Source organism: Microcoleus sp. A006_D1 (genome assembly GCF_036702805.1).
Classification (GTDB): domain Bacteria; phylum Cyanobacteriota; class Cyanobacteriia; order Cyanobacteriales; family Microcoleaceae; genus Microcoleus.
Window position 1 is genome coordinate 250,963 of the sequence record NZ_JAUBVZ010000005.1, and the last position, 26,009, is coordinate 276,971.

A 26,009-nucleotide genomic window follows, 5' to 3' on the forward strand; every position below is an offset into this window, starting at 1 on the left:
TTGTTGACTTTTCTAAAAAAAGCTCCGATCGAACTGGATCGAACTCATGTCTTGCCGATGATGAATTGTGAACTGCTATATCCTAGACCAACAAATCTCCAAAGGCAAGAGTTCGTTCTTCCTGATTCCCTCTTTCTGATTCCCATCATTTATCGCTCTGCCGAAAATTCCAAGCAGGAACAAACTTAGAATCTCCCCAAACACCGCGGCGATTTTTCTTGGCTTCAGCTTCCGCTTCTTGGACAACAGTTGCACTCGGACAGTTTTTCAAGTAAGGACGGTAAACCATTGCCAATCCTTCGCGCAGCAAAACTTCTTGAGCAAATGTGCCGTTTGGTAAGCGAACTTCGCTAACTTGGCGGCCGTAGCGGTCGGTATCGGTGACGGTCAAAACGACGCGACCGCCCCCTTGTTTGACGAGCTGCTGCATTCTTTGCTCGGCTAAATTGCCCCACTTAAACTGATTTTTATCCGCTGCTTTTTTGCTGTTCTTTTCGGCGTTGGTGTGGGCAATTTCCGGTGCATCGATGCAGGCAAAACGCACTTTTATATCTTTGCCTGCGGCATCGCTGGCAACAAGTGTATCGCCGTCGCTGACTCGTTTCACAGCATAATTATTGGGCGGTAGTTTTTGCGGACAGCCGGAGAGTAGGAACAGCAGAACAACTGCACTCAAGCTGGTGATTTTAGGGGGAAGGGTAATTTTATTTTGGCTCATGTTTATCTCTGATTATTTAGTTTCCATCCAATTTTGCCCCGCGTGGATGTCAACTACCAGCGGTACGCTGAGTGGCAGAGCATTTTCCATCGCCGTTCTAATTTTGGGCTGCAATTCTTCCCATTCATCGGGAGGTACTTCAAAGATTAATTCATCGTGAACTTGCAGTAGCAGCCGCGCCTGATAGTTGGGCAAAATTTTGTGTACCTCAATCATGGCAAGTTTAATGATATCAGCACTGGAGCCTTGAATCGGAGCGTTGGCTGCTGCCCGCAGAGATTGGGCGTCATTTTTAGTCAGGGATTTAAGTAGGCTGGAGTGAATCTCTTCGGGGTTGCTGCCTTTTAAACGGCGGATGCTGTCGTTCTCGAAGTTTAGGTAGCGGCGGCGGCCTAGTATAGTGGAAACATAGCCCAGGGCGATCGCCTCTTTTTTTACTTTCTCCAAAAATTCAAAAACTTTACTGTAACGCTCGTTAAATCGTTCAATAAACTTTTTACCATCTGCCGAAGTTTTGCCCATCGATCGCCCAAACTTAATCGCCCCCATACCATAGATTACCCCAAAATTAATTGTTTTGCCAAACCGTCTTTCATCCGGCGTTATTTCCTCCTTTTCAAACAAAAGTTGAGCCGTCACGGTATGCACATCTCGGTTATTTTGGTAAGCTTCAATTAACACAGGTTCTTGACTCAAATGAGCCAAAATTCGCAATTCAATTTGAGAATAGTCAGCCGACACCATCAGCCAACCAGACTCCGGCAAAAAAGCCTTGCGAATTTGCCGCGAAAACTCGGTGCGGATGGGAATATTTTGTAAATTGGGATTGGAAGAAGAAAGCCTGCCCGTACCAGTTGCAGCTTGGTTGAAATCTGTATGCACTCGCCCGGTATCGGCACGCACCAACTGCGGCAAAGCATCGACATAGGTTGATTTCAATTTGGATAAGGTTCGGTGTTCCAATAAATCGTCTACAATCGGGTGGTCTCCTTGCAATTTATCCAAAACAGCGGCATCTGTAGAGTATCCCGTCTTTGTTTTGCGAGACTTTTTCTGAAATTGTTCGGGGATTTTTTCTAACAAGATTTCGCTGAGCTGTTTCGGCGAACCTAAATTAAACTTTCTCCCCGCTGCTTCATAGGTATTTGCTTCGAGTTGTGCTAATTTTATTTCGAGTTCTTGCGAGAGGGTATTGAGATAAGCTGAATCAATGCGAATCCCGCAGTATTCCATTTCGGCTAAAACTGGTTCGAGGGGCTGTTCTACTTCCCGCAGTAACCCGCCCAAAGTTTTTCCGGGAAAGCTAGCTTCATCAGCTTTATCCAATTCTGCTCTCAGTTTATTTACTAACAAAAATGTGGTGTGAACGTCCATGCCGCAGTAGTCAGCTACTTTGACAATGCTGATATCAGCAATTGTTTTGTTTTTCGGCACTAATTCTTTGTAACTTTCTGCGACGATGCCTAAGTATTTCTTTGACAATTCGCTGAGACTGTGGCTGGTTTCTGGGTTGAGTACGTAACTGGCTAGCATGGTGTCAAACACGACGGCGACGAGTTTGATTCCTTGACAGCGCAGGATCGATCGATCAAATTTAGCATTTTGCAGCGCCTTCGGATAATTTTCGCCTTCCAAAATCGGACGCAAAGCATTTAAAACCGTGGCTTTGTCCAAGTTTGTACCCGTTTTGTGTCCGGTGGGAATGTAAGCAACATCCTCTTCTCCGGTTCCCCAACAGCAGCCAATTCCGACTAATTCAGCGTCTCGCGGTTCGAGTGCGGTGGTTTCGGTATCCCACGCCACGGGCGAAGCTTTGTCGGTGTGGGTTTGCAGCAGTTGGACTAATTCGGTTAACTGTTCGGTTGTTTGAATAATCCGGGGTTTAATTGGCAGTTGGTTTTCCTGCTGGGCTGCTTTGGTTTCTGCTGCACTAAAAAACCACAATTCGTCTGCTTCTGAACTTTCAGAACTTGCAGCGGAAAAATCACTTGAATTATCAGCGTTAGGCAATTCAGAGACTGTAACTTCTCCCTTTTTCCGAACATCCGTTAAATCCGTTACAGAATCCGCTGCCGAACCTTCCCTCCGAACATCCGTTAAATCCGCTGCCGAACTGCCATCCGTGACATCCGTTAAATCCGTTACCGAATCCGTTGCCGAACTTTCTTTTTCCGCGCCGCCAAAACGCTTTTGAATTTGTTTGACTTTGGTTAAAAATGTTTTAAATTCCAATTTTTCCAGCATCGGAATCAAGGCTGCTTCATCAAAACCGATAAGCTGGCAATCTTCTAGGTTGATTTCTAAGGGAACTGATTGAACAATTGTCGCCATGCGCTGAGAATGATAGGCGGCTTCTTTGCCTTCTTCGAGCTTTTTCTTAGTTGCGCCTTTAATCTCGTCGATGGCTGCATAGATGCCGTCGAGGGAATGGTAAGCTTCTAGCAATTGCAGGGCGGTTTTGTCGCCGATGCCTTTGACTCCGGGGATGTTGTCGGATTTGTCGCCGCAGAGGGCTTTGTAATCTATTACTTGTGGGGGCAAAATGCCGAGTTTGGCTTTGACTTCTTCCGGGCCGTATTCTTGGGATTTGCCTTTGCCCGATCGCCTGAGTTCATCTGTGCTTAAATACAAGACGCTGATTTGTTTCTCAGTCTCTACTAATTGAAACAAATCTCGATCGCCCGTGAGGATTTTAACCGCATAACCCGCGGCGCTGGCTTTGTTCGCCAAGGTTCCCAAAACATCGTCGGCTTCGTAGCCGGGAGCGGTGACTGCTGGTAAATTGAGATAGCCCAGGAGTTCTTGCAGATTTTTGAGATCGGGGATAAAATCTTCGGGGGTTTCGGCACGACCGGCTTTGTAGGTTTCGTCTGCTTCGTGGCGAAAAGTGGGCGTGGCGAGGTCAAAGGCGATCGCCATGTACTGGGGATCGTGGGCGGCCATGACTTCCAGCAGCGACTTGAGAAAGCCAAAACAGACGCTGGTGGGAATGCCTGTGCTAGTTCGCAAGCCTCCGTCTCGACTTTTGGAAAAGGCGAAGTAGGAACGGAAGGCCAGGGAGTGGCCGTCAACTAAGATGAAGGTGGGAGCTTGATTTGCCGGCACTGACACAGATTGCACGAAAGTATTTTCTCATTGTACTCAGTTGTTAGTCTGCATCGATCGACCGCAAGGATGACTGGCAGACTTGAGAACGCTTGACGCTCGATCGGCATCGGTCTATTGTGCAGCTTGGCTGAGAATAGTAGAAAATATTAAGTACGATTCACGAAGAGGGATAACTTCGCTCGCGCGTAAATTTACCAACACCTGCCGATCGAAGCCTATGGCTGACATTAATCGATGCTACGAAATCCTCGAAATTGAGCCTGGAGCTTCCTTAGAAGAAATTAAACGCGCTTACAGGGATTTAGCGTTTGTTTGGCATCCCGATCGGTTTGCACACAACGATCGCTTGCAACAAAAAGCCCAACAAAGATTAACAGAAATCAATCAAGCTTACCAGGAGTTGGTGTTGTTTGTGACTCAGCCGGAACTGAAGTCGATCGACCAACAGTTCCAGCAGCAGCCCCCGCCCCCGCCGGACAAGCCGCTGAGAAGGCGTTCGGGAAAATCAGCCGCTAGGCCTGCTTTGGGGCGCAGTCAAACCCGCCCCAAAGCCGCCTCCCCAAAACATCAAACTAAAAGCAACTCCAAAAGCAAGAAACGATTGACAACTCCAAATCGCCAAGCGTGGCTGGGGAAAAAGCAATCTCGGCGCAGCGCTGTCAGGGAAGCGCGCCCATCTCCAAACTATCCAAACTTTACCTCGAACCGGAAAAAAGAGTTTCCCACTCAATACTCGCCAGCGCGACTATCTCAAAACTATTCCAGGTTCCCTTGGGGGCCGCTGACAATCGCCGTGGCGAGTTACGCTTTGACGGGTTGGATTTTGACGGTATCCGCCGCCCCGCTGTGGATGTGGAGTTTAATCTGCGGTGCGGATTGGCTGTGGGCCGCGATTTTGCTGGCGGAGGGCTCGGCAACGCCTAGGGTGTGGCTGGCGGCGTTAGTTTTGGCTGGGGCGGTGGGGGGGTCGATCGCAGGTTTTCAGGCGGGAGGAACGGTAACAGGGGCTGCTTGGGCGCTAGTTGGCGCCCTTTTGGGGGCGATCGCCAGTTCTGCTGCCGAGTCTCGGGCTGTAGCTGGAGTGGTGGCGGCGGCGTTTGTGCTGACAGTGGTGGGATTGATGGCTGGAACTGGTTCTGGGCATTGGGTGAAGGCGTTGGTGGCGGCGGTGTGTTGGGGGATTGTCGGCTTGACGTGCGGGCTGGTGGCGGAACTCGGCGTGAATTCTGGCGGCCCCGTCGGGCTCTGTGGTGCGATCGGGCTGGGGATGGGGGCGTGGGCGGGGGTTTTGGCTGGCGCGGGTTCGGGGGCTTTGGCTGGGGCCTTAGCCATTGCGGGGTCTAAGACTGTTTATGGGGCTTGGGCGGCGATCGGGATTATTGCGGGAGTTGTGGCGCGGATGGTAGCTGGCGAAAGGTCGATCGCCACCGGCCGCGGGCTCTACACATTTATCCTGTTAGTCGCTACTTCCAGTTTCGGGCTGTGGCTGGGCCACTGGTTGATCAAATCTTTTGACTTATTTATTCAAGGAATAAGCGGTTGAAATCGCGTCTATCCACTCGTTACCAGGCTCTGGCTGGTAATGCAGATCCGGAGGCTCTGCCTCCTAATACTGTGCCGAGGAAGAGCCTCTGAATATGGGTTCCAAGGCTCTTCCTCGGAACCAGTTAATCAGTCATCAGTCATTAGTTTAATCCTGTGCCGAGGCAGAGCCTCTGAATATGGGTTCCAAGGCTCTTCCTCGGAACCAGTTAAAATGACCAATTACCAATGACCAATTACCAATTACCCTATAATTTCCAGCACTTATCACTTTTTAGCAGCGCTGCAAACTCAGCGCTTGGCAAAGCCTGACTGAAAAAATAGCCTTGAATTTCATCGCAATCGTGCTTGCACAAAAAAGCAAGTTCCGCCTCATTTTCTACACCCTCAGCAATCACAGTCAGGTTCATGGAGTGTGCCATTTGAATAATCGCTACTGTAATCGCTGCATTTTGGCGATCGTCTGCAATATCGCGAATAAAACTCTTGTCAATTTTGAGCGCATCAAACGCAAAGCGCTTCGGATAACTCAAAGAAGAATATCCCGTGCCAAAATCATCAATTGCGATCCTAATACCCATCTCTCTCCACATCGTAAAAGCTTGAGTTGCTGCCGTTTCATCTTGCAAAATCAGACCTTCCGTCAATTCTAATTCCAGACATTTAGGATCGAGATTAGTTTCTCTCAATATCTGGCTGACTCTCTCCGTCAAATTTTTTTCTTCAAACTGGCGGGCTGACATATTTACCGCTACCCGCAGCGGAGGCAAACCCTCTGTTTGCCAAGCTTTAGTTTGCCTGCAAGCAGTCTCTAACACCCATTCGCCCAGTGGTGCAATCAAGCCCATTTCTTCAGCCATTGGAATAAATTCTCCAGGGGAAACTCTGCCCCTTTTTGGATGATTCCAGCGCACCAAAGCTTCAGCACCAATAATTTTTCCTGTTTTAATTTCAATTTGCGGCTCATAGTAAACTTCAAATTCCGAGCGTTTTAAAGCATTGCGTAGGCAAGTTTCTTGAGTGAATTTATTGATAGAATTATTAGCGGCTTTGGCAGTATAAAACTGATATTTGTTGCCGCCTTTTTCCTGGGAATTGTACATAGCTGTATAAGCATTTTTCAGGAGTTCGTCTCCATCGCTGCTGTCGTCTGGAGACAAAGAAATGCCGATACTTGCCGTGACGTAAACTTCCGAGCCTTTGACAATCATAGCTTGGGCTACAAGATCTAAAATGTTTCGAGCAATCTTGGCAGCATCTTGTTTTTTGGCAACTGGTTCGAGAACAATTGCAAATTCGGCAGCTTCCAAACGAGCCACCATATTAATGTTCTCCTGGCAGTTGCTCAGCCGCTCGGCAACTTTACAAAGTACGAAGTCGCCGATGTCGTGTCCCAAGGTACTATTAATCCGGTTAATTCTATCTAAACTAAGAGTGACAACCGAAATGATTGCTGGCAATTCTTTCTGCTTTTCCAATACCTGATTTAGCTGCTCTCGCAACAGCGAACGATTTGGCAAGTTTGTCAAGCTATCGTACTCATGCCGGTGCAGAGCTAATTGAATAGTTGTGTGCAAGTTTTTTTCCTCAAAGGGTTTGACAATATAGCCGAAGGGTTGGGTCGCATTGACGCGCCGCAGAGTGTTTTCGTCAGCATACGCTGTCAGATAAACTACCGGAATTTGAAATCGCGATCGAATTTCTTCTGCTGCTGTAATGCCGTCAATTTCTCCTTGCAGGTTGACATCCATTAAAACTAAATCCGGTCGAAATTCAGTTACCGATTGAATCGCTTCTTCTCCCGAATAGACAATACCAGTTATTCGATATCCTAGAGATATTAAACTGTCGGAAATGTCTTCGGCAATGATGCCTTCGTCTTCAACTATCAAGATTTTTCTGATTGACATTATTTTGGTCATAAAATGGCAGTTTTGGTTTGGAAAATGTGATCTGAAAAGTAGTGCCAGCAGTTTCTAATAGTTCTATTTTACCCCGAATTTGCTTGACCAAAGACCCCACCAGCCGCAAACCCAATGTTCGGGCATTGCGATAATCTAAATCTTGAGGAAAACCAATGCCGCTGTCGCTCACGGTTAACACGCAAACCTTGTTATTATCTAAAGTAAAATCTATTTTAATCTTACCTTTATTTTGTCCTTTAAAAGCATACTTAAGGGAATTTGTCACCAGTTCGTTTATAATTAATCCGCAAGGGACTGCCGTATCAATATTCAGAGAAAACGGTGCAATATTTGTTTGCAATTTGACGCCTTCGGCATGAATTTCATAAGCTTGTAATAAATTGTAAGCGAGATTTTGGATGTATTCAGCAAAGTCAATGTTTGACAAGTCTTTGGATTGATATAATTGTTCGTGAACCAAGGCCATGGATCTGACTCGGTTTTGACTGTCTTTTAACATTTCACTAACGCGGCTGTCTTGGATGTAGCGGGACTGAAGTTTGAGCAAACTGGAAATAACTTGGAGGTTGTTTTTGACGCGGTGGTGAATTTCTTTGAGGAGAACTTCTTTTTCGGCGAGGGATGCTTTAATCCGATCCTCGTCGTGCTTGCGGTCTGTAATGTCCCGCACTACTGCTTGAATTACTTTTCGGCCGTTAATTTCCATTGCATTTAACAGCACTTCTGCGGCAAATTCTGAACCGTCTAGCCGTTTGTGTACCCAGTCAAAGCGACAGCTACCTGTTTGCATTGCTGCGGATATTCTCTGTGTTGCTAGGCTGCACGAGTCTTGTCCGCTCGGCTGAATTTGCGGGGAAAATTCGCTCGGTTTTTTGCCGTAAAACTGTGCTTTATTGGTGCACCCAAAAATTGCTAAGGTGGCGGGGTTGCAGTCGAAAAATTGTTGTTCGTCGAGCAGCATTACTGCGTCGCTGGTGGCTTCGTAAAGGCTGCGGAATTTGCATTCAGACTCTTGCAAAGACGCAATTAATTTGGTTTTTTGAGCTTCGGCGCGCTTGCGGTCGCTAATATCTATCCCTACGGAAACTGCTGCGGTTCCCTGATTATATTTCTGACATACTATCAAATAATTGCGGACGCAGCCGTTAATTTCTATGTCTATCTCTTGCCAGGTTTGCTGAGATGAACTGTCAAAAAAGTTTCGGATTAGTTGTCCAAAATTCGAGCCTTTGTCGAGAAAGTTGATTTCTTGACCGACAAAGCTTTCGGGAGATTGTTTGAACGAGGTTGCTAAGTGCTGGTTGACTCCAATATACCGCAAATCTGAACTTACCCAAGAAATCAGTCCGGGCACGGCATCCAAGACGGCGCGAAGTTGGTCTGTAGCTTCTTGGAGTGCTTCTTCCGATCGCTTGCGATCGCTAATATCTGTTGCTGTTCCGCACAGGCCTAATATAGCGCCGTTTTCAGCTTGGTTGACGATGCTGTTGAGACGCAGGTGGACGGGTGTACCGTCTTTGCGGATGTGTACTGTTTCGTAAGCAGAATTAGCGGTTTGTGGCTGAATGCTTTTGGCTAAAATTTGCGCAAATATTTCTATTTGTCTGGTTTTTTGTTCGGGATACAAAAATTCGCTGAAGCGGCGGCCAATCATTTCTGGCGGTTCATAACCGTAGATGCGTTTGGCTGCGGAATTGACAAAAGTTAAGAGGCCTTCAATATCGATCGACCAAATCAACTCTTGCGACGTTTCTACGAGGTTGCGGTACTTTTTTTCGCTGTCAGCAAGTGCTGTATTCCAGGCTGCTGTTTGCAGAGTCAGTCTGTCTTCTAGTTCTTGATTTGCCGTTTCCAGAGTTGCGATCGACTTTTTGTACTCGGTAATGTCAGTAGAAACACCGACAGCCCCGACAACTTCGCCGTTGGTATCTCGCAGCGCTGTCGATCGAATTTCGTGTATAAAATGCCCCTCTTGGGCATTCCAAGTGCGATCGTTTCCTGCAAGTACCTGGGCAATATTTTCTAAGATATCTGGCTGGCTGTAAACTGCAAAAATTGAATCCCCGACAGTTGCATCTGGTTTGAGCACAAAATTTTCCAATCCTTTGCCTGCTGCAAGGGTTAACCTGCCGTCTTTGTCGGTTGCCCAGAGAAAACTCGGGGCACAACTTATGGCGGCGTGCAGGGTTTCATTGGCTTGTTGTAGCCGATCGATTTCTGCGTGCAGCCGATCGCGCGTGTTGTTTAATTGTAGCGTTAGTCGATCGGCTATGAGCTGCCAAGTGGCAGCAGTGTCGCACATTTTTCCAGCATTGCAGGAATGATAGATGGATGGGTTGTACTCTGGCATAGTTTTTCTGAGATACAATTTATCTTTAACCCCTACAGATCTTTTAAGCATAAACTTTTTCAGTGAAGTATTACAGTTCGCTGTGATACTCATCCGAGTCCGATGCGCTAGTTAAAAGTTAGTGTAAAGCATTCATAAATTGCGGCTTTTCCGGTTGTGTGGCGACCATTCAGAAGCTGAATAATGCCTGCCGATCGATACTTTTACAGTAAGTATATGTAGTAATGAAAAACGAAGTTACGTAATCATCCGCTGGCACAAGACCTAAAATTGTAAATTTATTATATTGGTTTGCGTAGATTCACGCACCCAGGAATCGGGAATCGGGAATTGGAAATTGGGAATTGGAAATTGAGAATTGGGAATTGAGAACTCTTTAACTCAAAACTCAAAACTCTCCTTGTTGCTTCGACGTTTTTCCCTTGAGTTTTCTGAGTTGTAAATTCCCAATTTTGAGCGTAGTATCTGCTGAACCGCTGGCGATATTTTCACCCCGCCCCAAAACGGATGTCACCCCCCACACTCCTTAGTATAGATGCCAAAATTTCCGATCGCAGTTCCAGCTCCCAAATCGATCTGTAGAGTAAATCTCAGATCTATAGCAGTGGACAGTTGACAGTGGACAGTTGACAGTTGCAGAATCAGGAAATCAAACCGTTTAGGCTATGGGTTAGGAGGCTCTATTCATGAGGTTATTTATGTCCTAACCGCTGTGGCGATTGCTATAAAATCTAAAATATAAATTCGACTGACTGTCGGGACTGATGCCAACTGTCCGAATTTCGGCTTCGTGTCCGATGGATGTGTGCCGCAGTTCACCTTCGTACCAAATTTCTCTCGCACGGTTAAAAGTTTGAGATTCTGCACTGATAGAACTTACGCACTCTTGAGCTAGCAACCCAGTTTCTGTAGCTGCCTCGTTGTCAAGCCCAATATTGATTGTAGAAAGCGGGTTTGTTTGCTGAGGTGTTGCATTGATTGACTGCTGCCATTTGTACTATTATAATCAAATCAGCGTTTCACACAAAAATCCGAAAGTGATATGTCACACTTCACAACGATCAAGGTTCAGATAAAAAACGGCGAACTGCTGCATCAAGTGTTGGAAGAGTTGGGTTATCAAGTAGAGTCCAATGTGCAGGTGCGGGGTTATCAAGGCGACCAAACTAATGCCGAGTACGTGATTCGGCAATCGAACGGTTATGATTTGGGTTTTCGCCGTAACGGAGAGGATTATGAATTGGTGGCGGATTTTTGGGGCGCTCGAATTAACCAGCAGGAATTTGTAAATTCAATTAGTCAGAAATACGCGCACAAAAGTTTGATGGCGGCGGTACAGTCTGAGGGTTTTCATGTGGAAGAAGAGGAGACTTTGGCCGATGGAACGGTGAGGGTTGTAGTTGGTCGATGGGTTTAATAATCGCGCTTGATTAACTCGCAAGCTATTTGGCATTTAAATTGAAGATGGATCGCGGGCATTCTGGCCCGCGCCACAAAAGTTTAATTATTTACTTGCTACGAAACAAGTATTCCGATGCAAACGGAAACGATATGATGAGAAGGTTTGGAGGATTGAGTAATGGGATTTGGTAGGGTATAAACAACTATTACCGCAGGAGTTCATGCTAAGAACTGTTGAAGGTGTTTATCAGAACGGACAAATTGAACTAACGGATGTCCCGTCTGATGTGAGCGATCGCGCGCAGGTGCTCGTTACCTTTCTCGATCCTGGTAAAATCGTTCCTGTAAAGTTGCGCCAGTCGATCGAACAACTGGAAACAATTGCAGGTATCCAGCAAGGTTTTGAAGAGCTCAACGCGGGACTTACTCGCCTTCTGAGTCAGTTTGCACGAGAAATGCAGCAAAAATATGAATTTTAAGGTTGAGATTGTGCCACTGGCTGAATCAGAGGGCGATCGCGCTTATCGGTGCTTGCGATCGCCCTGAAATTGATAAATGGGATAGAATTAGAGCAAACGGGTAAAGAACTAATATGAGTATTACTCTGACGAGCAGCCAAGAGCAATTCATCCAAACTAAGCTAGAAACTGGCAAATATCGATCGGCGCAAGAAGTGCTGGAAGTTGCCTTGCGATTGTTGGATGAATACGATCAGGGCGATCGGGAATGGAGCGAATCTGTACGAGTTAAAATAGATGCTGCTGTCGCCGTCTCCGAACATACTCCACCGATTGATGGCGAAACCTTTATTGTAGGGATTTTGGATCGCTTTCGGCAAGCACGCGAGAGTCAACAATGAAACGCTATCTGATCAACGTTCTCGCCACCCAGGATCTCACTGAAATTGCTGATTATTTCACTACCAATAATATCGAAGCAGGTGAGCGATTTTTTCAAGAGTTTTCGCGTCGCTGCCAACAATTAGTCAACTTCCCTAATTTAGGCAGGACTTATATAGAAATACGTCCTGATTTGCGAGGTTTGGCTTTGGATGGTTACGTCATATTCTACCGAATTTTAGACGATGGCATTGAGATTCTTCGTGTAGTTAGCGGTCGCCGAGATCTGTTATCCATATTTGAAGAACAAGAACCGTGACCCTGAGAAAGCTGACGGCATCATGGGATTTGAAAAATAAGTTTAATGAATTGCTGGTTGTAGGATAAGTGGAGTTCATATCGCAATCTCCATAATTCTGTCTCGCTCATTTGTCTCGATGGATTCAATATCTACACGCTTGGCAACCTTCGATTGCGACCTAGAGGTTTTGCAGCAGTTCCTCGAAGGTATCTCCCTGTGTTGCACAGCCAGGAATAGCAGGAACTTCTGCCCAGTATCCGCCTTCTTCTGCTTCGTGAATAATAATTTTGATTTTCACTTGATTCTCCAATTCGGTTTCTCTTAAGTATGCAAAGCGTCAGAAACCGGGTTTCTTACAAAATTTGGGTTGGGTGGCGAAATATCTCGGAAGAAACCCGGTTTCTGGGAATTATGCACAGACTTACTCCTCGAAATCCACCTGCTTAACCACATCCAAAGGTAGTTCTAGCACCTCTGCAATTTGCTCGTCGCTCAAGCCAAACTGCCGTAATTTACCAATTTTTTCAATATTAGCTTGATTATTGCCATGCAAGTCAGGATTTTCGGGCTGACTTTGATCTGGGGCAGGAGTAGAAGGTTCAGGATTATTGTTGATGCAACCAATACCTATAATATTTCTATTAATTTTGTTTTCATCACCAAAAGTTATAGTTAGATTTATTTGCCGTTCTAAAACAGATTCAAGATTACTTTTCTTAACTTGTTCGCCAAAAATATCAGATAACATTTGCAAAAGCTCGTGACTGACTTTTTTAACGTGCTTGTCGCTATAACCATGAGTTTCTGCAACGTCAGCATACTTTTGATTCTTCAGTATTCCCGCGATAATTCTGCGCTGCAAGTCATTTAGACGTTTGCCTGTCTTGGTGCAGACAGCTTCATCGACAAATTGCACAGTTTGAGGAATGTCCATAGGTGGGATGGTGAGATGGCTGTAGTTACTATAACCAACTTTTACCAACTTTTACCAACTTTTTTGCCTTACATCCCAATTTGAGGAAGATCCAACTTTTTCCAACTTTTTTTCCTTTACATTTTTTTGGCGATCGGTCTAGTATGGATAAAAAGTTAGGAAGTGTTTTATGGGAAAAGATCGAGTTTGGCCAGAAAAATGGCATACTTACTCTGAATTGCCTGGGTATCAAGTTAAGTTTAACGTTGATACATCATCAGGTCTTGTAATAGGCTTTCTTGTAGCACCTGCCAGTGAATCAGATCCAGATGACAACCATGTTCATTATTGGTATAACAACCAATCAAGGCAATCTGGCTACCAAATGAAGAGTGGAGGTAGGCATTTTGCTTCGAGTTTTTCTGATTATGTTATCCAGGATATAGGGCAAAAATTGCCTAATCTATTGATGAAATAAATTGCTATATCTTGTTGTAAATATAAGCTTGATAGTGATTTTTATTCCTAAATATTCCCTCCTAAAAATACATATCCAATGGAGAACTATTAAATGTCAATAAATGACTATGATTGGCAAAAAATTGAGACATTTGATGAAAAAATTAAATCGCAAGAAATGTTGGCACTTGAAGTTTATGAGATCGTTGGAGGCTTTGTTCGGCGTTTTGGAAAAAAAACAAGTGATTATGAAGTAGAATTTCATGATGGGCGAAAGAGAACTGTTGAAAGCCAATATAAGGATGATGTTGTTGATTGTTCATGTAGGTATAGTGAGGGTGATACCTATATTAATAATTCAATAACCATACGTCTAGTACCTAGTGGCAAGGAAGTTTTCTCAGTAATGTTCACCAGCAGGAAATACGCGAGAGACTCTGTCGTTCCACATCGTGATATCCATTGCTTTCGGCTAGGTTCTTGGCTCAATCATATAGAGTCTTTAAGGTTAAAACTTGAACCAATTGAGAAAGCAGAAGAGAAAGCAAAAGAAAAAACAAGGAAGGAAAAGGAAGCAAGGGAGCGAGAACAAAGATTCGGGAGGCTAGACTGAATTACTCAAAAGCCCGATCGCAACTAAAGTGCGATCGCCCCAATTTGTGTCAAACTCCCCTGGAAGTTGCCATTACTGCGTTGACCTGCTACCGTTAACATGAACGCATCGTAGGAAAACAACCGATGACACTAACAGAATTACTCCCTACCATTAGACAACTGTCTGCGATCGACAAACGAGAGTTAATCCGCATTCTCATGGCGGAAGAAGATATCAGTGAGGATATTTTTCCTTTGGAACCTTACAAGATTTACTACCTACCAACCCCCTACGATACCTTTGGTGCTGGTGCAGCTTTGATGCAGGCAATGAATCTGGCTAAACACAACGAAAACTGAGTATTATGCGATTCCAATACTCTACCAATGACCCCTCTCAAGATGAGTTTGACAGCCTACCGCGCATTCCCTTGATTCTGCGCCACAATAACCAGAGAGTCGAAGTTATTGGGTTAGTAGACAGCGGTGCAACCGTGAATGTATTGCCTTACCAAATAGGAATTCAGCTTGGCTTGGTTTGGGATGACAGCAAAGCCATCATTCGACTGGCAGGTAACATTGGTAATCAACCAGCGATGCCAGTATTTTTCATGGCTGAAATAGCGGAGTTTGCTCCGGTAAGATTAGTATTTGCTTGGGCCAAAAGTGACACCGTATCATTGATTCTGGGACAGACAAATTTCTTCTTAGAATTTGATGTTCACTTTTATCGTTCTCGGCTTGAGTTCGATATTGAGCCAAAACGTTAATATCCACCTACTCGCTCATCACTCAGAATCAAAGGCGCATCAAAATCATCAGCGATCGCCAGCGGGAGCCCGCGCAGAGGATAATGCTTTTGTACCGTCAATTGGGCACTCGAAATCTCAGCAGAGTCGATCGGCAAAAAAACCTCCGAGTTCGACAAACGCCTCTGACGCAAAAAACTCAATAGTACCTCAAGCACATCATCTGAGGCTTGCTCAATCTCGTTAATTAGTTCTTCCCGGACAGTCATAATCTGGCATTCTCCTTGCTAGACTTCTTTACCTATTGTATCGAGATGCGATCGTTTTGGGCGATCGCCCTTACGAACAAAACTAAGTGCGATCGCCCCGATCTTTGTCAAACTCCCCTGGAAGTTGCAATTACTGCGTTGACCTGCTACCGTTAACATAGACGCATCGTAGGAAAACAACCGATGACACTAACAGAATTACTCCCTACTATTAGACAACTGTCTGCGATCGACAAACGAGAGTTAATCCGCATTCTAATGGCGGAAGAGGATATCAGTGAGGATATTTTTCCTTTGGAACCTTACAAGATTTATTACCTACCAACCCCCTACGATACTTTTGGTGCTGGTGCAGCTTTGATGCAGGCAATGAATCTGGCTAAACACAACGAAAACTGAGTATTATGCGATTCCAATACTCTACCAATGACCCCTCTCAAGATGAGTTTGACAGCCTACCGCGCATTCCCTTGATTCTGCGCCACAATAACCAGAGAGTCGAAGTTATTGGGTTAGTAGACAGCGGTGCAACCGTGAATGTATTGCCTTACCAAATAGGAATTCAGCTTGGCTTGGTTTGGGATGACAGCAAAGCCATCATTCGACTAGCGGGCAACATTGGTAATCAACCAGGGATGCCAGTATTTTTCATGGCTGAAATAGGCGAGTTTACTCCGGTAAGATTAGTATTTGCTTGGGCCAAAAGTGACACCGTATCATTGATTCTGGGACAGACAAATTTTTTCTTAGAATTTGACGTTCACTTTTATCGTTCTCGGCTTGAGTTCGATATTGAGCCAAAGCGTTAGTCTCTACCATAATTTATTTGCAGTGTAGTATTGAGCTAGAGCGCGATCGCCCTTACGAACAAAACTAAGTACGCGCGAGCGAAGCTATCCCGTTCGCGAAGCGTTCCCGAAGGGTAGGGAATCGCCCGAAACACCAAAACCTGACAACTGGGCAAGCTATAATTAGCAGTATTTCTTATACAAAACGGCGACTATGACTGAATTACTCAAAAGCGCGTTAGCGAAGCCCTCGAAGAGGATCGCCCAATTGAAAACTTTATCAGCAGATGAGCAAGATGCGATCGCTGCTCGTCTCCTCACCGAATTAGAAGATGAACGAGCATGGAAAGCTCAATTTGAAGCTACAACAGATGCTCAGTGGGATAGTCTAGCTGAGATGGTACGTCAAGAAATCGCTTAAATTTTAGCCGTTACTGCACAGGATTTAAATTATGACATTCATCAACCCCAAAACCGACTACGCCTTCAAAAAAATCTTTGGTTCCCTAGATAGCAAAGGCATACTCATCAGCTTCCTCAACGCCATGATTTACGATGGCAATCCTACCATTCAAGACTTAGAAATTATTAATCCTAATTTACCCCCAAAAATCACAGGATTAAAAGATACTTACTTAGATGTGAAAGCCCGACTCGCCGATGATACCCTAGTCATTATTGAAATGCAGGTATTAAATGTAGAGTCTTTCGGAAAGAGAGTTTTGTACAACGCTGCAAAAACCTATGCCTCTCAATTACAGAAAGGACAAGGCTACCGAATGCTGCAACCTGTGATTGCACTGACACTGACTGATTTCGAGATGTTTGAAAATAGCGATCGGCTAATTTCTAGATTTGTTTACAAAGAAGTAAACACTAATCTTACATATCCCGATAACGACCTTGAGTTAGTGTTTATCGAACTTCCGAAATTTACCAAAGAATTGTCACAGCTAGAAACCCTCGCGGACAAATGGATTTATTTCATGAAATATGCTAATACGCTGACACAAATTCCGCAAACAATGGATATTGTTCCAGAGATTCATCAAGCCTTTGACATAGCAAATCAAGTTAATTTAAACCCTGATGAACTGGAAGAACTCGAACAACAAGAAATGTTTATTTACGATCAACAAGGAGTTATAATCAAAGCTGAGCGAGAAGCTCGGAAAGAAGAAAAAATGGCGATCGCACGACAGTTACTCGATCGCCTAGATGACGAAACCATCAGTCAAACAACCGGACTCAGCATCCAAGAAATCAGGAATTTGCGATCGGATAGAATTTAGAGCAAAGTTATCCACCTACTTTCAGCCACCCAAAAACCTGATCTACCGTCAAATCTAACGTTAAAAAACTTGGCATAGGCAGCCGATTTTTTCCAGTCAACTCAACTGGTTCCTGTCCAGGAATAAATACCAAAATAAACCGTTCCTCTGGATCAATTAACCATCCAAGCTGAGTGCCGTATTTCAGACAGTGTAAGATATTACTAATCACCTTAGTTGCTCTCTGATCTGGTGATAGAATTTCCACTGTCCAGTCAGGATGAATTTCAAAAGCATTCGGCACTTCACCATCCGCTTCAAAAGTGATTCTCTCCCAAGCAAACACCGTAGCATCAGGCACAATAGAACGCCCGCCAAAAGTACATCGCAATTCTGGAAAAGCCAGGGCAATTTGTGCCGTTTCCGCAACCTGATTGACAGCATTACAAAACTTGAGTTGCAAGCGAGAATGTTTGCCTTGGGGCATAAGCTTTTGATGAATGCGTCCGTTAATAAATTCACTCGCAGGTTGAGTTTCCGGCAGTTTGAGGAAAGCTTCGAGGCTGAGAGATGTTGGAAGTGCTGTTGTCATCGCTTTGGATTCGGTGTCATTGTCACTCTGCCATAATTTTATCGTTTTTCTGTCACTTCTCGCTTTATGACGAGTTGCAACAGTTTAATTGAGCTTTTCCGCCCCTTAAATTCGATCGCCCTTTCCCACAAACCTACCCCAAAACCTACGCCAAAAACAACTTATAAGCCGGATTCTGACTCTCATCCCCATACTGATAGCCCAGCGTATCCAAAAAAGCCTGCCACTCCTGCATCTCATCCGGCGGCACCTGTATCCCCACCACAATTCGCCCGTAATCAGCCCCATTATTCCGATAGTGAAAAACGCTGATATTCCAATTAGGACTCATCGAACCCACAAACTTCATCAACGCACCCGGACGTTCGGGAAATTCAAAGCGATAAAACAGTTCGTGATTTGCTAGCAGAGAACGGCCACCAACCATATGCCGCAAGTGCAATTTAGTTAATTCATCATCAGTTAAATCCAAAGTTTTAAAGCCACAATCTTCAAAACTTGCCGCAATCTTTACCGCATCAGCGCGGTTTTGAATTTGCACGCCGATAAAAATATGTGCTGCTGTTTCATCCGCAATTCGATAGCTAAATTCAGTCAAATTCCGCTTACCCAAACATTCGCAAAATCTGCGGAGACTTCCCGGCTGTTCGGGAATTGTCACTGCAAAAATTGCTTCCCGACGTTCGCCAAACTCGGCCCTTTCTGCTACAAAACGCAGGCGATCGAAATTCATGTTTGCACCGCAAGCAACCGCAATTAACGTTTGTGCTTCGATTTGTTCCCGTTCCACGTAAGCCTTCGCACCTGCGATCGCCAAAGCGCCAGCTGGTTCTAAGATCGATCGCGTATCCTCAAAAACATCCTTAATCGCCGCACAAACATCATCCGTATCCACCAAAATAATCTCATCCACATACTCCTGACAAAGCCGAAAAGTTTCCTCCCCAACTTCCCGCACCGCAACGCCGTCAGCAAATAAACCCACCTGCGACAACCGCACCCGTTTACCAGCTTTCAGCGATTGATTCATTGCATCAGAGTCGATCGGCTCAACACCAATAATCTTAATTTCCGGGCGCAACCGCTTGATATAAGCTGCAATTCCCGAAATCAATCCGCCGCCACCAATTGCCACAAAAATCGCGTGAATTGGTTTTTGATGTTGCCGCAGAATTTCCATGCCGATCGTACCCTGTCCAGCAATTACGTGCGGGTCATCAAAAGGGTGAATAAAAGTTAAGTTTTTTTCCGCCTCTAATTGGCGCGCAAAGGCGTAGGCATCGTCGTAGGTATCCCCCTGCAAAACCACCTCTCCACCACGGGCTATCACCGCATTTACCTTCACCTGCGGCGTAGTTACGGGCATGACGATAATCGCGCGAGTTCCCAGGTGGCGGGCAGCGAGGGCGACTCCTTGGGCGTGGTTGCCGGCGGAAGCTGCGATGACACCTTGTGCTAGCAAATCCGGCGACAGTTGCGCCATTTTGTTGTACGCGCCCCGCAGTTTGAAGGAAAACACCGACTGCATATCCTCTCGCTTCAGCAGCAGTTTATTGTTGAGCCGCGCTGATAGATTGGGGGCGACTTCTAGGGGTGTTTCTTGGGCAACATCGTAGACGCGGGCGGTGAGGATTTGTACCAGGTAATCGCAAAGCATGGGGTTAGCAGGTTGGTTGATGCCGGATGGTGGGATAATTGTAGTGTATTTGTGTTAGTATTTTGCGGAGAATTGGCGATCCTCTTCGAGGGCTTCGCTAACGGGCGATCGGAAGTTATCATGGAATTTGAATGGGACGAAATCAAAGCAGCTATCAATCTCAACAAGCACGGTGTAAATTTTGAACAAGCAAAAACCGTTTTCTACAATCCACTTGCCGTAATTTTTGATGATGAAAAACATTCACAAGATGAGCGACGTGAAATTATCATTGGTCACTCTCAAAACAATCAGTTGCTGCTAGTCAGCTATACTGAACGTGGAAAAGCAATCCGTATCATTAGTGCCCGTCTAGCCACGAAAAAGGAGCGTGAAGACTATGAAGAAAACGCCTTTTAATGAATCTTCAAACTCGGAAGATGAGCTTTTACCGGAGTACCGCTTGGACTACAAAAAAGCCAAACCCAACCGTTTTGCAAATCGCAGTGGAAAGCAACAAATGACAGTCGTTGTTTTGGATGAGGATGTTGCCCGGATTTTCTCAACACCGGAGGCAGTAAACAAGGTGCTTCGGGCGCTGATTGAAGCGATGCCTCAAGCAAGTAGTGGGGAGACAGTTTAAATTCCTAAAATAATGACTTTCTCTAGGTAAGACTTATGCTAGACAAAGCTGCTTTACTCGAGCGCATTACTCAAACTCCGGGTAAATGTGGAGGCCGTCCCTGTATCCGAGGCATGAGAATTCGAGTTAGTGACATTCTAGAAACTCTAGCGGATAATGTGCCTGCCAGTGAAATTTTGGCAGATTTTCCCGATTTAGAACCTGAAGATATCCAAGCTTGCTTGCTGTTTGCTGCACTCCGAATTGACTTTCCGAGGATTGCTGTATGATTTTCTGGCTAAATGCTCAACTGCCTCCTAGTCTCGCAGAGTGGTTGAGTATTACATTATTGTGTAGATTCACTATGAATAGGCAAGCAGGTTGATATTTTAAACAACTTGTCGGCGCAAAAATTCGATCAGATTATGAAGCCGTTTACTCAAAGTTACTGGACTAACTTTTATTCCATCTTTTGCTAACTGTTTAACTATCTTTAGCAGAGATAAACCTTCGATAAAACGTAAACGAATGATAGTTTGGTCTATTGGTTCTAATGCTTGGATCACCTCTTCTAGGATTTTTAAATCATCATATGGATATTCATAAGTATCAACAAGCTGTTCTATAAAACTCGAATCAATATTTATAATATTGTGTGAATATTTATTTCTGAACATTTTGCGAACAATAATTAATATTTTGTTTCTCGCCCAAACAGGAATATTGATCAAGGTTTTACCTGATTTAATTTCAGTATGTCCCTTTATATATAATTCATTCAATACCTCATTAATATCTGTATCAGTAAGATGGTGTATTTTAAGCATTTGATTGATAAAAGAGTCGGACGATAAAATAAGTTTTTTAAACTCTGAGTCAAATAGAGTTTTCTCGTAATTTGCATTAGCTTCGTCATCTTTCCCTAGCTCTACTAAAGCATCACCTCTGTTATACCAAGCTTCCTGAAAATCGGGTTTAATTGTAATTGCATGATTATAGCTATAAACAGCTTCTTCATGCCTACCTAATTTGTCTAAAGCGTTACCTAGATTATGCCAAGCAATATAATGAGCTGGTTTAAGTTGGATCGCTTGTTTGTAGCTAGAGACTGCTGCTTCATATTCATTAGCTGATGTTAATAAATTACCTTGTTGAATGAATAAGCCAGCTTGAATTTCAGGATTTTCATTGACTTCTTTTATTAAAGATTCAACTTTTATAAGCTTCTGAATATGCTTATTTGGCGTTAATTTACAGCATTCATTATAGCTGCCTTCCCGTAAAATATTGCGTAATTCTATATCCAATTCTTCTGTTTCTCTGGGAAACTTAAACACTCCTGAACCCCAGTCAAAAAAATCGGGTGCACGACGAATGAAGTATTTAATTCCAAAGAGGGGAAGGAGAAAAACAAAGCAAATGTTACTCAAGCGATCGCGAAAAATTTCCCGTCGTTGATTGAGATGACTGAGAATAGGAGGTACTGTATCTAAATTATAATAATCACCATCACCACCATATCCAGGTTTGATATAAGGTTCGAGTGACTTTTCTAGTCCTTTAATGAAGAGAATGTTTAAGTCATTGCGATCGTCCCGATTTGCAACAATGTCATACAGACTATCAATTGGTTTTGTCAATTCTAGAACCGCAATCTTTTTCTCATACAAATCCTCTTGTACTCTACAAATCAACTCATTACCTTCTGCTGGAGAGCATTGCACAAACACAATACCGAAGCCCTTCGTTCGTTTTAGGCATCGGAATAAAGCCCGATAGACTCCCTTTGGGCTAGTGTCGAGTACCTGAGTAGAAGAAAGTTGACTCATGATGGCGATTGCCGAATTTTGGCAACTGTAGTTTGAAACTGCTCGATTTCTTCAATCAGAGGATGAACGTTGTACCAGCGTTTGAGATTGCCCTTATCATCATAATAGCGATATTCCAAGAAACAGCGAGTGAGCAACAGACGCAAACACTGTTCGTTATTGTTTGCGTGCTTTTTGCAATAAACATCAGCCAAAATCTCCCACTGATGTTCTTGAATTGTATTGAGATAGGTTTCCCGCGTTTCTGCAATTGCCCGTTGAACCGCTTCAGACGTAATTGGTAGGTCGTCCGTCCAGTTTACAGCGATTCGGATCATCTGCATCAAATTCCTCGCGTGTCCACCACTCATGATACAAAGCTGGTTCAATGTATCTGGACAGTCGAACACAGCCGGAAGCTCTAAATCTGCCACACTACCATCCATAGTTTGAGTCAGTCTGGGGTCGATCGCCTCTAGCCGCCGACCGATAATTTCCCGCAACTTGGATAGTCCATTTGAGTTGACTGTACCGTCTGGATTCTGCACCACCACCATCGGTAAAATATTGGTCTTTTCGTAGTTATCTTCAAGCTGTGTTGCCCGTCCCGAATATACCATTGCGATCGGAACCGTATAGATTACATGACACGCCAAGCCCCGCAGAATTTCACTCCGATTTAAGTAAATCTCGTCATAATTGCTGGGAGTTGCTTCCTCTTTAGTTTCTGCGATTCTATCCAAATTATCGGCAATCATCACAATGCCGCGACAGGTTGTAGCTAGGGATTTCTGAGCTTCTTTGATGAAGTCATTCAGCGCCTCTACCAAAGACGGAGTATTAGCATTAATTTTCTGTCGAAGTTCGCGTCGCTTATCTGGAGTTGCTCGAAGATTTGCCGTAATTTTGGCAAACTGGGCAATTTGTCCCTCTAAGTTTAAACCTTCAAAAGAAACTTCTGTCAATGCTAAATCTTGAAGAGATTCCCATCGATTTTTCATCCAATCTAGTAAAGGGTTATGGTTTTGTAGCTTTATCGCTTCTACTAAATGCCGAGTGCAAGCAAACAATATGTCCGCATACTCCGCATCCTGGGGTTCAATGTCCTCATCATCTGCTGCAAAGTAAACCACAAAATACTTCTGTTGTTCTAGGTATTCCTTCAATCGCAGAAGTTCTGTGGATTTTCCTACTCCTCGGTGGCCGGAGTAAAGCTGGCAAGTCGGTTTCTTCGATCGCGTAATCTTTCGCCCTAACTCCCGTACTACTTCCCAACCACCACGGACTTCCTGACAATCGACATAAGCCTCTTTCGGCGGAGGCTGAAATGGTTCAAAGGAACTGTAGATTTCAGTTAGCAAATCTAGCGTCACCAGCTACCTCAAGTAAAATTGTTTCACAAGCACCAGTATAATCTACAAGGTATTGAATGAGGATAGAATTTTCGGGATTAGCCGATCGACTTAAATCTCACAAACTAGCGATCGCAAATTATCCCCATAAAAGATCGATCGCCGGTACCGATCGCAAAATCCGATTTTATGGCAAAATGCGATCGTGGGAGTGATGCTCGACCCGAACAGAATTGGCAAGCCCGATATTTACATGACAAAACAGTTGTAAAGTTTAATGCAGGTTCTAAATTTACTGGACGGTGGCTTGCCAATTCAACACTCAGGAAAATTACTTACTGAAAATTTCCCCAAACCTAATCTGGCCGTGCGAAACCCGTTCGAGGGTCAGTAATAAACAAACCCAGAACCAACGAGTCCATCACCGTATCCCAGACAGGAGTCAAATGTTTAGCATCATCAACCCAGTAATCAAAAGTAATCAAACACTGAACATTAGAACCCAATCCGATACAAATTCGCGAATAAGCTTCCCGCTGTTCCGGAGGGTCGATAAACTTAAATTCAGTCCAAACAATCCGAGCAGTTTGCCGCTTCAATTGGATAATATCCCCAGGATCGATCGGATTTCTGGTATCATCTTCAACTATCTTCTGTAATAGCGGCACCAGGGGAAAATCTCCCCAGTTACCCGGGGGTAACAAATTAAACGAAACCTCTAAACAACAATCATCATCCGGCGGTTTCTTATCCGTAAACCGGAACGACTTTGTATCCGGTTCAAAATGCCAATTTTCGGGAACATCAAAGCGGACTGCACCTCTTCCTGCTACAAAGATGCGAGTGCCAGGCTTTGACTTCCAATTGTGGTCTTCTTTGAGCTCTAGGGTTTCCTTGAGCCATTCTTGCTTTTTGCGCTTAGACATAAACAGAACACCAAATTACTGCTAATGTGTAGTTTTAGACTTGGTAAACACATTTTAACTCTATTTTGCTCACGGTTTGCTCAAATATTACAATCCTTACAAAAATTATGAATTCCTCTACGTTATCTGCGCCTCTGCGGTCAAAAAAAACATTTCACAATTTGCTAATTTTTATTTTAACTCTTGGGAATCACATACCTAATTCCGCCTTTATTCCCAGCCGCATCGCCCCTGTAGCGGGGAATAACATGAATAGCAGCATGACTGCGACTTTGACCAGCCTGTTTGTTAATATTGATTCCCACATTAAAACCGTCAGGCTGAAACTCTTTAATTAACATCTCTTGCACCTTGTTAGCCATAAACCAACAAGCCGATTGTTCCCTAAATGGTAGCTCAAAATAATTAGCAACGTGACGCTTGGGGATAATTAAAACATGACCTTTGCTAGCGGGATAACCATCAAACATCGCATAAGCTGTTGCTGATTCAGTTAGTAAAGTTAGGTTTCTGTGCGGATTGCAGAATATGCAGTTATTAGTGGAATTTCTTTGATGGTTGTAATGCACATATTCGTAGATTTCGCAAGACTCATTTAAAAGATAGGACTTAAACGGAAGTTTGACAATGCACTGATATGTAGGTTTTTTGTGGACGTAATGTTCTCGAAAACCTTCTTTTTTGACATCCCTTCTCACTGCAAAATACGCTTTACCTCCCGGTTTCAATAGGTGCGAGACTTCCATGAGGACATTAGCTTGTTCTTCGGGAAACAAGACATTTAAAACATAAAAGCAAATGATTGTATCGAATTTCTGTTCGGGGAATTCTGGGAAATAATAAGAGTCGTAACCCGCAATGTCAAAGCCTTTTTGCTGCAACAGTTTAACATCGCTGCCGAAGCCGCACCCAAAGTCTAAGACTTTCCCTTGCAGCAAGTTTTGAGCTAATAAAGATTTTGCCGGAAATGATAGGTAAATTCTTTCAATTGCCGTCAGGTGGCTGAATTTATTTTGTTGCTTCTTCATGGCGGCATAAACTTGATTTAAATCGAGAATCTTCAGTCCGCGGAGGCGGACTTTGCTTGTGTAGAAGCGATTTCAATCGCCGAATTTATTTTGTTGCTTCTTCATGGCGGCATAATAAATTTCACTTAATTAGTCCTTGCGTAAAGGTTTTGCGATAATTCCGAGAATTTTGTCAACTTCCTTAATATAATAGTCGCTCAAATCGATAAAAACTGTTTGATTTACTAATTTAAGAAATTTCCAAGCATTCCCAGTCGTAACGCAGCCGTAAATCGCCTCAATTTCATCATTTTGCTGTTGGTTGAATAGCTGGGCTCCTAGCATTTCAGCAATGCACTGTCCGAGTCCGCTTTTAATGTTTTCGTTTTTGGCTTCTACTAAGGTGATAACTGGTGTGCGAATTTCATACAAGTCGCTGGATGCGGTGAGGATATAATCGCAATAGCCGTTAAGTCCGCTTTTGGCATCGGCGTTGAATTCTGTACCGGAAAAAAAGCCGATTTGGAAGTTTAAAATGCGCCGCACTTCTAGTAATATGGGAGCAATAATTAATTCCGATCGCGCTTTTGCCGTATTGATCGCGGTGGCAAGGGGGATATATTCTGTTAAAGTTGTTTTGAGATAGTCGCTAGGTGCGATCGCATCTACATCAGCAAACAAGACAGTTTTTTCATCAACGGTGAGGTTAAAAGCCGATCGCACTTTTGAAATCGTAGTAAAATCACTGTATGCCATTTGTGAAATCCTTCTGTATTCTTCAGTCTACGGAGGCGGACTTTGTTTGTCTAGCAGCGATTTCAATCGCCGAATCTTATCTA

33 protein-coding genes and 1 pseudogene are annotated in these 26,009 nt (G+C 44.1%); 18 read left to right on the forward strand and 16 right to left on the reverse strand.

Annotation, left to right across the window (positions count from 1 at the left end):
- Nucleotides 1–145 precede the first annotated feature (145 nt).
- Nucleotides 146–718: a thermonuclease family protein gene (locus QUB68_RS11555; protein WP_332992380.1), complete on the reverse strand. Its 573-nt coding sequence runs from the start codon at nt 716–718 to the stop codon at nt 146–148.
- Between the two features lie 12 nt (nt 719–730).
- Nucleotides 731–3,823, reverse strand: a complete 3,093-nt coding sequence (gene polA / locus QUB68_RS11560) for a DNA polymerase I (RefSeq protein ID WP_442923076.1) — start codon at nt 3,821–3,823, stop codon at nt 731–733.
- 220 nt (nt 3,824–4,043) lie between these two features.
- Here polA and QUB68_RS11565 point away from each other — a divergent pair, with 220 nt between their 5' ends.
- Nucleotides 4,044–5,369: a J domain-containing protein gene (locus QUB68_RS11565; RefSeq protein WP_332992384.1), complete on the forward strand. Its 1,326-nt coding sequence runs from the start codon at nt 4,044–4,046 to the stop codon at nt 5,367–5,369.
- Between the two features lie 247 nt (nt 5,370–5,616).
- Here the strand turns inward: QUB68_RS11565 and QUB68_RS11570 are convergent, their stop codons facing one another.
- The 4 genes from QUB68_RS11570 to QUB68_RS11585 all read right to left on the reverse strand — a co-directional run bounded on the left by QUB68_RS11570 (nt 5,617) and on the right by QUB68_RS11585 (nt 10,541).
- Nucleotides 5,617–7,278, reverse strand: coding sequence for a putative bifunctional diguanylate cyclase/phosphodiesterase (locus QUB68_RS11570; RefSeq protein WP_332992386.1), 1,662 nt, complete (start codon nt 7,276–7,278; stop codon nt 5,617–5,619).
- On the reverse strand, nt 7,250–9,643 hold the full coding sequence (locus tag QUB68_RS11575; protein WP_332992388.1) for a PAS domain S-box protein: 2,394 nt from the start codon (nt 9,641–9,643) through the stop codon (nt 7,250–7,252). The genes QUB68_RS11570 and QUB68_RS11575 overlap by 29 nt, the downstream gene beginning before the upstream one ends.
- 388 nt (nt 9,644–10,031) lie before the next feature.
- Nucleotides 10,032–10,157, reverse strand: coding sequence for a hypothetical protein (locus QUB68_RS11580; RefSeq protein WP_332992390.1), 126 nt, complete (start codon nt 10,155–10,157; stop codon nt 10,032–10,034).
- Between the two features lie 189 nt (nt 10,158–10,346).
- Nucleotides 10,347–10,541: a hypothetical protein gene (locus QUB68_RS11585; RefSeq protein WP_332992391.1), complete on the reverse strand. Its 195-nt coding sequence runs from the start codon at nt 10,539–10,541 to the stop codon at nt 10,347–10,349.
- A 144-nt stretch (nt 10,542–10,685) separates the two neighbouring features.
- On the opposite strand from QUB68_RS11585, the gene QUB68_RS11590 reads away from it, so the two are divergent.
- The 4 genes from QUB68_RS11590 (at nt 10,686) to QUB68_RS11605 (ending at nt 12,202) form a co-directional block, all read left to right on the forward strand.
- The gene (locus QUB68_RS11590; protein WP_332992393.1) at nt 10,686–11,060 is read left to right on the forward strand and encodes a DUF1257 domain-containing protein; all 375 of its coding nucleotides are present in this window, start codon (nt 10,686–10,688) and stop codon (nt 11,058–11,060) included.
- Nucleotides 11,061–11,265: 205 nt separating this feature from the next.
- Nucleotides 11,266–11,523 (forward strand): hypothetical protein, encoded by a 258-nt coding sequence (locus QUB68_RS11595; protein WP_332992396.1) that lies wholly within the window; start codon nt 11,266–11,268, stop codon nt 11,521–11,523.
- Between the two features lie 113 nt (nt 11,524–11,636).
- Nucleotides 11,637–11,903: a ribbon-helix-helix domain-containing protein gene (locus QUB68_RS11600; RefSeq protein WP_332992398.1), complete on the forward strand. Its 267-nt coding sequence runs from the start codon at nt 11,637–11,639 to the stop codon at nt 11,901–11,903.
- The gene (locus QUB68_RS11605) at nt 11,900–12,202 is read left to right on the forward strand and encodes a type II toxin-antitoxin system RelE/ParE family toxin (protein ID WP_332992400.1); all 303 of its coding nucleotides are present in this window, start codon (nt 11,900–11,902) and stop codon (nt 12,200–12,202) included. Before QUB68_RS11600 ends, QUB68_RS11605 begins: the two co-directional genes overlap by 4 nt.
- Before the next feature lie 75 nt (nt 12,203–12,277).
- Here the strand turns inward: QUB68_RS11605 and QUB68_RS29955 are convergent.
- Nucleotides 12,278–12,482: pseudogene (locus tag QUB68_RS29955) on the reverse strand (type II toxin-antitoxin system HicB family antitoxin).
- Nucleotides 12,483–12,605: 123 nt separating this feature from the next.
- Entirely contained in the window at nt 12,606–13,166 is a 561-nt protein-coding gene (locus tag QUB68_RS11615) for a hypothetical protein (RefSeq protein WP_332992404.1), read from the reverse strand.
- Between the two features lie 121 nt (nt 13,167–13,287).
- Here QUB68_RS11615 and QUB68_RS11620 point away from each other — a divergent pair, with 121 nt between their 5' ends.
- The 4 genes from QUB68_RS11620 (at nt 13,288) to QUB68_RS11635 (ending at nt 14,920) form a co-directional block, all read left to right on the forward strand.
- Nucleotides 13,288–13,575: a hypothetical protein gene (locus QUB68_RS11620; RefSeq protein WP_332992406.1), complete on the forward strand. Its 288-nt coding sequence runs from the start codon at nt 13,288–13,290 to the stop codon at nt 13,573–13,575.
- A 93-nt stretch (nt 13,576–13,668) separates the two neighbouring features.
- A complete protein-coding gene (locus QUB68_RS11625) occupies nt 13,669–14,169 on the forward strand; it encodes a hypothetical protein (RefSeq protein WP_332992407.1) in 501 nt (166 codons plus the stop codon).
- Between the two features lie 125 nt (nt 14,170–14,294).
- Nucleotides 14,295–14,510 carry a hypothetical protein gene (locus QUB68_RS11630; RefSeq protein WP_332975182.1) on the forward strand — a complete coding sequence of 72 codons (216 nt, stop codon included), beginning with the start codon at nt 14,295–14,297 and terminating at the stop codon, nt 14,508–14,510.
- A 5-nt stretch (nt 14,511–14,515) separates the two neighbouring features.
- On the forward strand, nt 14,516–14,920 hold the full coding sequence (locus QUB68_RS11635) for a hypothetical protein (protein ID WP_332992409.1): 405 nt from the start codon (nt 14,516–14,518) through the stop codon (nt 14,918–14,920).
- Here the strand turns inward: QUB68_RS11635 and QUB68_RS11640 are convergent.
- Entirely contained in the window at nt 14,917–15,168 is a 252-nt protein-coding gene (locus QUB68_RS11640) for a hypothetical protein (protein ID WP_332992411.1), read from the reverse strand. The two genes, QUB68_RS11635 and QUB68_RS11640, sit on opposite strands and share 4 nt — an antisense overlap.
- A gap of 15 nt (nt 15,169–15,183) precedes the next feature.
- On the opposite strand from QUB68_RS11640, the gene QUB68_RS11645 reads away from it, so the two are divergent.
- From QUB68_RS11645 to QUB68_RS11665, 5 genes are all read left to right on the forward strand, one after another.
- Nucleotides 15,184–15,324, forward strand: coding sequence for a hypothetical protein (locus QUB68_RS11645; RefSeq protein ID WP_332992414.1), 141 nt, complete (start codon nt 15,184–15,186; stop codon nt 15,322–15,324).
- Nucleotides 15,325–15,351: 27 nt separating this feature from the next.
- Nucleotides 15,352–15,567, forward strand: coding sequence for a hypothetical protein (locus QUB68_RS11650; RefSeq protein ID WP_332975182.1), 216 nt, complete (start codon nt 15,352–15,354; stop codon nt 15,565–15,567).
- Nucleotides 15,568–15,572: 5 nt separating this feature from the next.
- The gene (locus tag QUB68_RS11655; protein WP_332992415.1) at nt 15,573–15,977 is read left to right on the forward strand and encodes a hypothetical protein; all 405 of its coding nucleotides are present in this window, start codon (nt 15,573–15,575) and stop codon (nt 15,975–15,977) included.
- Nucleotides 15,978–16,170: 193 nt separating this feature from the next.
- Nucleotides 16,171–16,377, forward strand: a complete 207-nt coding sequence (locus QUB68_RS11660) for a hypothetical protein (RefSeq protein ID WP_332992417.1) — start codon at nt 16,171–16,173, stop codon at nt 16,375–16,377.
- 31 nt (nt 16,378–16,408) lie between these two features.
- Entirely contained in the window at nt 16,409–17,248 is an 840-nt protein-coding gene (locus tag QUB68_RS11665; RefSeq protein WP_332992419.1) for an Rpn family recombination-promoting nuclease/putative transposase, read from the forward strand.
- 7 nt (nt 17,249–17,255) lie between these two features.
- Here QUB68_RS11665 and QUB68_RS11670 read toward each other — a convergent pair whose 3' ends face one another.
- Entirely contained in the window at nt 17,256–17,819 is a 564-nt protein-coding gene (locus QUB68_RS11670; RefSeq protein ID WP_332992421.1) for a Uma2 family endonuclease, read from the reverse strand.
- Nucleotides 17,820–17,964: 145 nt separating this feature from the next.
- Nucleotides 17,965–19,497 carry a threonine ammonia-lyase, biosynthetic gene (gene ilvA, locus QUB68_RS11675; protein WP_332992660.1) on the reverse strand — a complete coding sequence of 511 codons (1,533 nt, stop codon included), beginning with the start codon at nt 19,495–19,497 and terminating at the stop codon, nt 17,965–17,967.
- Between the two features lie 99 nt (nt 19,498–19,596).
- Between ilvA and QUB68_RS11680 the strand changes: the two genes are divergently transcribed.
- From QUB68_RS11680 to QUB68_RS11690, 3 genes are read left to right on the forward strand one after another with little or no spacing between them, the layout of a single operon-like run.
- A complete protein-coding gene (locus QUB68_RS11680) occupies nt 19,597–19,875 on the forward strand; it encodes a BrnT family toxin (RefSeq protein ID WP_332992423.1) in 279 nt (92 codons plus the stop codon).
- Nucleotides 19,856–20,098: a hypothetical protein gene (locus tag QUB68_RS11685; RefSeq protein ID WP_332992424.1), complete on the forward strand. Its 243-nt coding sequence runs from the start codon at nt 19,856–19,858 to the stop codon at nt 20,096–20,098. The genes QUB68_RS11680 and QUB68_RS11685 overlap by 20 nt, the downstream gene beginning before the upstream one ends.
- A 35-nt stretch (nt 20,099–20,133) precedes the next feature.
- The gene (locus QUB68_RS11690) at nt 20,134–20,367 is read left to right on the forward strand and encodes a DUF433 domain-containing protein (protein WP_332992426.1); all 234 of its coding nucleotides are present in this window, start codon (nt 20,134–20,136) and stop codon (nt 20,365–20,367) included.
- 99 nt (nt 20,368–20,466) lie between these two features.
- Here the strand turns inward: QUB68_RS11690 and QUB68_RS11695 are convergent, their stop codons facing one another.
- Nucleotides 20,467–21,906 (reverse strand): tetratricopeptide repeat protein, encoded by a 1,440-nt coding sequence (locus tag QUB68_RS11695; protein ID WP_332992428.1) that lies wholly within the window; start codon nt 21,904–21,906, stop codon nt 20,467–20,469.
- On the reverse strand, nt 21,903–23,258 hold the full coding sequence (locus QUB68_RS11700; protein ID WP_332992429.1) for an ATP-binding protein: 1,356 nt from the start codon (nt 23,256–23,258) through the stop codon (nt 21,903–21,905). Before QUB68_RS11700 ends, QUB68_RS11695 begins: the two co-directional genes overlap by 4 nt.
- 56 nt (nt 23,259–23,314) lie before the next feature.
- Between QUB68_RS11700 and QUB68_RS11705 the strand changes: the two genes are divergently transcribed.
- The gene (locus QUB68_RS11705; RefSeq protein ID WP_332992431.1) at nt 23,315–23,452 is read left to right on the forward strand and encodes a hypothetical protein; all 138 of its coding nucleotides are present in this window, start codon (nt 23,315–23,317) and stop codon (nt 23,450–23,452) included.
- A gap of 141 nt (nt 23,453–23,593) precedes the next feature.
- On the opposite strand, the gene QUB68_RS11710 is transcribed toward QUB68_RS11705, so the two are convergent.
- From QUB68_RS11710 to QUB68_RS11720, 3 genes are all read right to left on the reverse strand, one after another.
- Complete coding sequence (locus tag QUB68_RS11710; protein WP_332992432.1) at nt 23,594–24,163, reverse strand: hypothetical protein; 570 nt, start codon at nt 24,161–24,163, stop codon at nt 23,594–23,596.
- A 176-nt stretch (nt 24,164–24,339) separates the two neighbouring features.
- Nucleotides 24,340–25,191: a bifunctional class I SAM-dependent methyltransferase/HIT family protein gene (locus QUB68_RS11715; protein WP_332992433.1), complete on the reverse strand. Its 852-nt coding sequence runs from the start codon at nt 25,189–25,191 to the stop codon at nt 24,340–24,342.
- A gap of 129 nt (nt 25,192–25,320) precedes the next feature.
- Complete coding sequence (locus QUB68_RS11720; protein WP_332992435.1) at nt 25,321–25,926, reverse strand: hypothetical protein; 606 nt, start codon at nt 25,924–25,926, stop codon at nt 25,321–25,323.
- Nucleotides 25,927–26,009 lie beyond the last annotated feature (83 nt).

Bases quoted from the DNA above. Each gene is read 5' to 3' on its own strand.
- QUB68_RS11555 (WP_332992380.1), bottom strand. From the start codon at position 718: ATGAGCCAAAATAAAATTACCCTTCCCCCTAAAATCACCAGCTTGAGT.
- QUB68_RS11565 (WP_332992384.1), top strand. From the start codon at position 4,044: ATGGCTGACATTAATCGATGCTACGAAATCCTCGAAATTGAGCCTGGA.
- QUB68_RS11570 (WP_332992386.1), bottom strand. From the start codon at position 7,278: ATGTCAATCAGAAAAATCTTGATAGTTGAAGACGAAGGCATCATTGCC.
- QUB68_RS11575 (WP_332992388.1), bottom strand. From the start codon at position 9,643: ATGCCAGAGTACAACCCATCCATCTATCATTCCTGCAATGCTGGAAAA.
- QUB68_RS11590 (WP_332992393.1), top strand. From the start codon at position 10,686: ATGTCACACTTCACAACGATCAAGGTTCAGATAAAAAACGGCGAACTG.
- QUB68_RS11595 (WP_332992396.1), top strand. From the start codon at position 11,266: ATGCTAAGAACTGTTGAAGGTGTTTATCAGAACGGACAAATTGAACTA.
- QUB68_RS11600 (WP_332992398.1), top strand. From the start codon at position 11,637: ATGAGTATTACTCTGACGAGCAGCCAAGAGCAATTCATCCAAACTAAG.
- QUB68_RS11605 (WP_332992400.1), top strand. From the start codon at position 11,900: ATGAAACGCTATCTGATCAACGTTCTCGCCACCCAGGATCTCACTGAA.
- QUB68_RS11620 (WP_332992406.1), top strand. From the start codon at position 13,288: ATGGGAAAAGATCGAGTTTGGCCAGAAAAATGGCATACTTACTCTGAA.
- QUB68_RS11625 (WP_332992407.1), top strand. From the start codon at position 13,669: ATGTCAATAAATGACTATGATTGGCAAAAAATTGAGACATTTGATGAA.
- QUB68_RS11630 (WP_332975182.1), top strand. From the start codon at position 14,295: ATGACACTAACAGAATTACTCCCTACCATTAGACAACTGTCTGCGATC.
- QUB68_RS11635 (WP_332992409.1), top strand. From the start codon at position 14,516: ATGCGATTCCAATACTCTACCAATGACCCCTCTCAAGATGAGTTTGAC.
- QUB68_RS11640 (WP_332992411.1), bottom strand. From the start codon at position 15,168: ATGACTGTCCGGGAAGAACTAATTAACGAGATTGAGCAAGCCTCAGAT.
- QUB68_RS11650 (WP_332975182.1), top strand. From the start codon at position 15,352: ATGACACTAACAGAATTACTCCCTACTATTAGACAACTGTCTGCGATC.
- QUB68_RS11655 (WP_332992415.1), top strand. From the start codon at position 15,573: ATGCGATTCCAATACTCTACCAATGACCCCTCTCAAGATGAGTTTGAC.
- QUB68_RS11660 (WP_332992417.1), top strand. From the start codon at position 16,171: ATGACTGAATTACTCAAAAGCGCGTTAGCGAAGCCCTCGAAGAGGATC.
- QUB68_RS11665 (WP_332992419.1), top strand. From the start codon at position 16,409: ATGACATTCATCAACCCCAAAACCGACTACGCCTTCAAAAAAATCTTT.
- QUB68_RS11670 (WP_332992421.1), bottom strand. From the start codon at position 17,819: ATGACAACAGCACTTCCAACATCTCTCAGCCTCGAAGCTTTCCTCAAA.
- QUB68_RS11680 (WP_332992423.1), top strand. From the start codon at position 19,597: ATGGAATTTGAATGGGACGAAATCAAAGCAGCTATCAATCTCAACAAG.
- QUB68_RS11685 (WP_332992424.1), top strand. From the start codon at position 19,856: ATGAAGAAAACGCCTTTTAATGAATCTTCAAACTCGGAAGATGAGCTT.
- QUB68_RS11690 (WP_332992426.1), top strand. From the start codon at position 20,134: ATGCTAGACAAAGCTGCTTTACTCGAGCGCATTACTCAAACTCCGGGT.
- QUB68_RS11695 (WP_332992428.1), bottom strand. From the start codon at position 21,906: ATGAGTCAACTTTCTTCTACTCAGGTACTCGACACTAGCCCAAAGGGA.
- QUB68_RS11705 (WP_332992431.1), top strand. From the start codon at position 23,315: ATGAGGATAGAATTTTCGGGATTAGCCGATCGACTTAAATCTCACAAA.
- QUB68_RS11710 (WP_332992432.1), bottom strand. From the start codon at position 24,163: ATGTCTAAGCGCAAAAAGCAAGAATGGCTCAAGGAAACCCTAGAGCTC.
- QUB68_RS11715 (WP_332992433.1), bottom strand. From the start codon at position 25,191: ATGAAGAAGCAACAAAATAAATTCAGCCACCTGACGGCAATTGAAAGA.
- QUB68_RS11720 (WP_332992435.1), bottom strand. From the start codon at position 25,926: ATGGCATACAGTGATTTTACTACGATTTCAAAAGTGCGATCGGCTTTT.